At 63.3% G+C, this 6,010-nt stretch carries 6 protein-coding genes; all 6 read left to right on the plus strand.

The window, feature by feature from the left end; translation table 11 throughout:
• On the plus strand, positions 1 to 842 hold an 842-nt coding region (locus EOA60_RS15040), incomplete at its 5' end, for an aminotransferase class III-fold pyridoxal phosphate-dependent enzyme (RefSeq protein WP_128311552.1).
• A gap of 238 nt (positions 843 to 1,080) precedes the next feature.
• Positions 1,081 to 1,803, plus strand: coding sequence for an HAD-IA family hydrolase (locus EOA60_RS15045; protein WP_127246552.1), 723 nt, complete (start codon positions 1,081 to 1,083; stop codon positions 1,801 to 1,803).
• A 63-nt stretch (positions 1,804 to 1,866) separates the two neighbouring features.
• Entirely contained in the window at positions 1,867 to 3,477 is a 1,611-nt protein-coding gene (locus tag EOA60_RS15050; protein ID WP_095825758.1) for an ABC transporter substrate-binding protein, read from the plus strand.
• Positions 3,478 to 3,563: 86 nt separating this feature from the next.
• Complete coding sequence (locus EOA60_RS15055) at positions 3,564 to 4,514, plus strand: ABC transporter permease (protein ID WP_066989177.1); 951 nt, start codon at positions 3,564 to 3,566, stop codon at positions 4,512 to 4,514.
• Positions 4,511 to 5,362: an ABC transporter permease gene (locus EOA60_RS15060; protein WP_066989179.1), complete on the plus strand. Its 852-nt coding sequence runs from the start codon at positions 4,511 to 4,513 to the stop codon at positions 5,360 to 5,362. The genes EOA60_RS15055 and EOA60_RS15060 overlap by 4 nt, the downstream gene beginning before the upstream one ends.
• The coding region (locus EOA60_RS15065; RefSeq protein ID WP_164899321.1) for an ATP-binding cassette domain-containing protein at positions 5,359 to 6,010 on the plus strand (652 nt) is incomplete at its 3' end. The genes EOA60_RS15060 and EOA60_RS15065, both read left to right, overlap by 4 nt.

Below are 6,010 nucleotides of genomic sequence, written 5' to 3' on the forward strand. Positions count from 1 at the left end.
AGATCCCCTCGCCCTATCCCTATCGCAATCCGGTTGGCGATGACCCGAACGCGATCATCGCCGCATCGCTCGCCGCGCTGAAGGCGAAGATCGAGGAGGTCGGGCCGGAGCGGGTCGCCGCCTTCTACGCCGAGCCGATCCAGGGCTCGGGTGGCGTTATCGTCCCGCCGAAAGGCTGGATCAAGGCGATGCGCGAGCTCTGCCGTGAATACGGCATCCTCTTCATCGCCGACGAGGTGATCACCGGTTTCGGCCGCACCGGCCCCCTGTTTGCCTGCACGGAGGAGGATATCGTTCCCGACTTCATGACCACCGCGAAGGGCCTGACCTCAGGCTATGTCCCTATGGGCGCTGTCTTGATGGCCGATCATGTCTATAACGTCATCGCCGATGGCGCAGGCGCCTCGGCCGTCGGCCACGGCTACACCTATTCCGCCCATCCGGTCAGCGCCGCCGTCGCGCTCGAGGTGCTGAAGCTCTATGAGGAAGGCCTTCTGGAGAACGGCGCCAGGGCGGGCGCGCGCTTGATAGCGGGCCTGTCTGCCTTAAGCGACCATCCATTGGTCGGCGATGTGCGGGGTCGCGGCATGCTTGCCGCCATCGAGCTGGTGGTCGACAAAAAGAAGAAAACGCCGCTTCCGGCCTCGGCCATGCCGGCGCGGCGCGTCTTCGACAGGGCGTGGGACAATGGCCTGATCATCCGCGCCTTCGCGCATGGGGTTCTCGGCTACGCCCCACCGCTCTGCTGCACCGACGGCGACATCGATGCGATCATCGAGCGCACGCGCCGGACGCTGGACCAGACGCTGGACGACGCCGATGTCCGCCGGGCGCTTGCATGAAGGGCGACGCATTTTTCGCATCTCGAAATATCGCCGCGGCAGACGATTTCGCAATTTTGTGCCGCTACCTCGCGCCTTTTCGGCGAATCCAGCGCGGGGGAAGTGCCAGACTGCTTTTTAAGACAAGGCCAGAAAGCCCGGATTTCCGGGCTTTTGAAAAAGGCCGACGCCCCGGACAGCACGGAATTTTGTTCTGTTCAGCATCAGTAATTCGGCCGCGCGCAGAGGAGAGCCAGTCTTGGCCAGGGGCTTTAGCGAATTCAAATACATGACCTTCGATGTGGTCGGCACGCTGATCGACTTCGAAGGCGGCATAACGACCTGCCTGGCCGGGATCGCTGCGGACGCCGGTGTCTCAATCGACGGCGAAGAAGCGCTGGCCCTTTACCGGCAGGCCCGCTACACGCCCGATGCGAACCTGTTCCCCGACGATCTCGCACGTGTCTACATGGTCATCGCACCGCGGCTCGGCCTGCCGGCCGAGGAGAAATACGGCGCCCGCCTGCGGGACTCGGCCAGCGTCTGGCAGGGCTTCTCCGACAGCAGGGCGGCGCTGGCCGACCTTGCGACGTCTCATAAGCTGATTGCCATGACCAATGCCCGGCGCTGGGCTCTCGACCATTTCGAGAAGCAGCTCGGATCGCCCTTTTTTGCCACCTTCACTGCCGACGATACCGGCACGGAAAAACCGGATCCCGCCTTTTTCCAGAAAGTCTTCGATTTCGTGGCGTCGCGCGGCGACAGCAAGGACGACATCCTGCACGTCGCGCAAAGCCAGCATCACGACATCGGCATATCCCGGGCGCTCGGCATGACCAACTGCTGGATCGAGCGCCGTCATGCCCAGAAGGGCTATGGCGGCACGATCGAGCCCGAGCGCTTCACCGTGCCGGACTACCACTTCACCTCGATGGCCGCATTTGCGGCGGCCGTGCGGGAGAGCATGAAAGAACGAACCTGAACCCAAGCCCGGCAAAGCCGCAGCAAGACGCGCGTCCTGCCCAACCAACGAAAGGGGAATGACATGACCGACAAGATCACCAACTGGACCGGAGCAGACGATGCGATGGTCGAAAACGCCATCCGGCGAGGCGCGAGCCGCCGCGAACTCCTCAAGATGCTGCTGGCGGGCGGCGCCGCGGTTGCCGCGGGCGGCGTTGTGCTTGGCCGTGCCACGCAGGCCGTCGCCGCCACGCCGGTCTCCGGCGGAAACTTCAAGGCGGCCGGCTGGTCGTCATCGACGGCCGACACGCTCGATCCGGCAAAGGCATCGCTCTCCACCGACTATGTCCGGTGTTGCTCGCTCTATAACCGTCTGACCTTCCTCGACAAGGATGGCAAGACGCAGATGGAACTGGCCGAAAGCATCGACAGCAAAGACGCAAAGACCTGGACGGTGAAGCTGCGCAAGGGCGTCACCTTCCACGACGGCAAGGACCTGACGGCTGACGACGTCGTCTTCTCGCTCAAGCGCCATCTCGACAAGGCGGTCGGCTCCAAGGTCGCCAAGATCGCCGCACAGATGACCGGCTTCAAGGCGGTCGACAAATCGACGGTCGAAATCACCCTGGCCGATCCGAATGCCGACCTTCCGACCATCCTGGCGCTGCACCACTTCATGATCGTGGCCGACGGCACCACCGACTTCTCCAAGGGCAACGGCACAGGCGCCTTCGTGCTGCAGACGTTCGAACCGGGCGTCCGTTCGGTCGTCACCAAGAACAAGAACTACTGGAAGTCGGGCAAGCCCTATCTCGACTCCTTCGAATTCATCGCCATCAGCGACGACAGCGCCCGGGTCAACGCCTTGCTTTCCGGCGATATCAATTTTGCTGCCGCGATCAATCCGCGCGCAATGAAGCTGCTGCAGAGCCAGCAGGGCTTCGAACTGTCGAAGACGACCTCGGGCAACTATACGGACCTCAACATCCGGCTCGACATGGATCCGGGCAGCAAGGCCGATTTCGTGACCGGCATGAAATACCTCGTCAACCGCGAGCAGATCGTGAAATCGGCATTGCGCGGCCTCGGCGAAATCGGCAACGACCAGCCCGTCTCGCCGGCGAACATCTTCCACAATGCGGACCTCAAGCCGAAGACTTTCGATCCGGACAAAGCGAAGTTCCACTTCAAGAAGGCGGGCCTGCTCGGCCAGTCCATTCCGGTGGTCGCCTCGGACGCCGCGACCTCGTCGATCGACATGGCGGTCATCATCCAGGCCGCCGGCGCGGAAATCGGCATGAAGCTCGACGTTCAGCGGGTCCCATCCGACGGCTACTGGGACAATTACTGGCTCAAGGCGCCTGTCCATTTCGGCAACATCAATCCGCGCCCGACGCCGGACATCCTGTTCTCGCTGCTTTACGCCTCCAACGCGCCCTGGAACGAAAGCCAGTACAAGTCCGAGAAGTTCGACAAGCTGCTCGTCGAGGCGCGCGGCCTCCTCGACCAGGCCAAGCGCAAGGAGATCTACGGGCAGATGCAGACCATGATCTCCGAGGAAGCAGGCACCATCATCCCGGCCTACATCTCCAACGTCGATGCCCTCTCCAGCAAGGTGAAGGGTTTGGAGGCGAACCCGCTCGGTGGCATGATGGGGTACGCAATGGCGGAATACCTCTGGCTCGAAGCCTAAGAGGCGCCTGCAGGGGACCGGTCAGCCGGTCCCCTGCACTGCATTGCGCAAGATTGTTTGGCCGAACGCAACCGCAGGGAGCTTCCATGAAGTCTGGGGTTCTAAACCTCGTGCTGAAGCGGCTGGCGATCGCGATCGTCACCCTTCTGATCGTCCTGTTCGCCGTGTTCTTCGCCACCAGCATGCTGCCGGGCGACACGGCGTCGATCCTGCTTGGGCAGGCGGCGACGCCCGAGGCGGTCGCCGGCCTGCGCGAGGCCATGCATCTCAACGATCCGGCGATCCTGCGCTTCCTGCGTTGGCTTGTCGGTCTGCTCCACGGCGATCTCGGTACCTCCTACGCCAACGAAATGCCGGTCGCGGCCCTGATCGGCGGGCGCTTCGTCAACACCATGAAGCTCGCCGGCATCACCACGCTGATCTCGGTGCCGCTGGCGCTGACGCTCGGCATCACCGCCGCCATGTTGCGCGGCTCCGTCTACGACCGCACCGTCACCGTGCTTTCGATCGGCGTGATCTCCGTGCCGGAATTCATGGTCGCGACCCTCGCCGTCCTGCTCTTTGCCGTTTATCTGAAATGGCTGCCGGCGTTGTCTTCGGTCAACGAGGCGCACTCGCTTGCCGACCTCGTGCGCATCTATTCGATGCCGGTGATTACCCTCACCTTCGTCATCTCGGCCCAAATGATCCGCATGACGCGCGCCGCGGTGATCGAAACGCTCTCAACGCCTTATGTCGAGATGGCGCTTCTCAAAGGCGCCTCGCGCAGCCGCATGGTGCTCAAGCACGCCCTTCCGAACGCGCTTGGGCCGATCGTCAACGCGGTCGCGCTCTCGTTGTCCTATCTGGTCGGCGGCGTCATCATCGTCGAGACGATCTTCAATTATCCCGGCATCGCCAAGCTGATGGTCGATGCGGTCGCGACCCGCGACCTGCCGCTGATCCAGAGCTGCGCGATGATCTTCTGCCTTGGCTATCTCCTGCTCATCACGGCCGCCGACATCGTCGCCATCATGTCCAACCCGAGGCTCAGATGACAGTGGCGCGCGCGGCATCCTCCCGACGGTCCTTCCTGGGCCACAGCTACAACCTCGTGGGCGTCGTGGCCTCGCTGGTCATTCTGGCGTGGACGCTGGTCGCGATCTTCGCGCCCTACATCATTCCCCATCCGATCGGCGATATCGTCGACGACGACTATTTCGGCCCGATGCGCCAGGGCCTGTGGCTCGGCTCGGACTATCTAGGGCGTGACATGCTCTCCAGGGTTCTCATGGGAGCACGCTACACCGTCGGCATATCGCTTGCCGCCGTCTCGATCGCCTGCTTTTCAGGGGTCGTGCTGGGGATGATCGCGGCCGTCACCGGCGGCTGGTTCGATACCTGCCTCAGCCGCTTCCTCGACGCCATGAACTCCATCCCCAGCAAGCTGTTCGGCCTTGTTGTCGTCGCCGCGGTCGGCTCATCGATCCCGGTGCTGATCCTGACGCTCGCCGTCATCTACATCCCGGGCGCCTACCGCTTCGCGCGGGCGCTTGCCGTCAACATCAACACCATGGATTTCATGACCGTCGCCCGCGTCCGCGGCGAGAGCACTATCTATCTCATCGGCTCCGAGATCCTGCCGAACATCATCCGGCCTGTGCTTGCTGACTTCGGCCTGCGCTTCGTCTTCATCGTGCTTTTGCTCTCCGGCCTGTCCTTCCTCGGGCTCGGTCTGCAGCCGCCTTTAGCCGACTGGGGCGCGCTGGTGCGCGAGAACATCGGCGGCCTGCCCTTCGCGGCCCCGGCCGTCATCGTGCCGTCGCTGGCGATCGCCAGCCTGACCATTAGCGTCAACCTCTTAATCGACAACCTGCCGCAGAAGATCAGGGACCGGGACGCATGACCAATCTCGTCGAGGTCAGAAACCTTCGGATCGAGGCAAAGACCGACGCCGGACGTCTGGTCGAAATCATCAAGGGCGTCAGCCTCGACATCGCCGATGGCGAGATCGTCGCCCTGATCGGCGAGAGCGGCTCCGGCAAGACGACGGTGGCGCTCTCCCTCATGGGCTATGCGCGGCCCGGCTGCCGGATTACTGGCGGCGAGATCAATGTCAACGGCAAGAACATGGCTGCGCTTACCGAGCGGGAACGCGCCAGGTTGCGCGGCACCGACATCGCCTATGTTCCGCAAAGCGCCGCCGCCGCCTTCAACCCCTCGTCGACCATCATGGAGCAGGTGATCGAAGTCACGCGCATCCACGGCCTGATGCCACCCGAGCAGGCGCGAAAGCGCGCGGTCGAGCTGTTCCGGGCCTTGTCGCTGCCTGATCCGGACGGTATCGGCGCCCGTTATCCGCACCAGGTTTCAGGCGGGCAATTGCAGCGGCTGGCGGCCGCCATGGCGCTGATCGGCGATCCCAAGCTGGTCATCTTCGACGAGCCGACGACCGCACTCGACGTGACGACCCAGATCGACGTGCTCAAAGCATTCAAGTCGGTGATGAAGGCGGGCGGGATAGCGGGAGTCTATGTTTCCCACGACCTCGCGG

The organism is Mesorhizobium sp. M1A.F.Ca.IN.020.06.1.1, assembly GCF_004023265.1.
GTDB lineage: Bacteria > Pseudomonadota > Alphaproteobacteria > Rhizobiales > Rhizobiaceae > Mesorhizobium.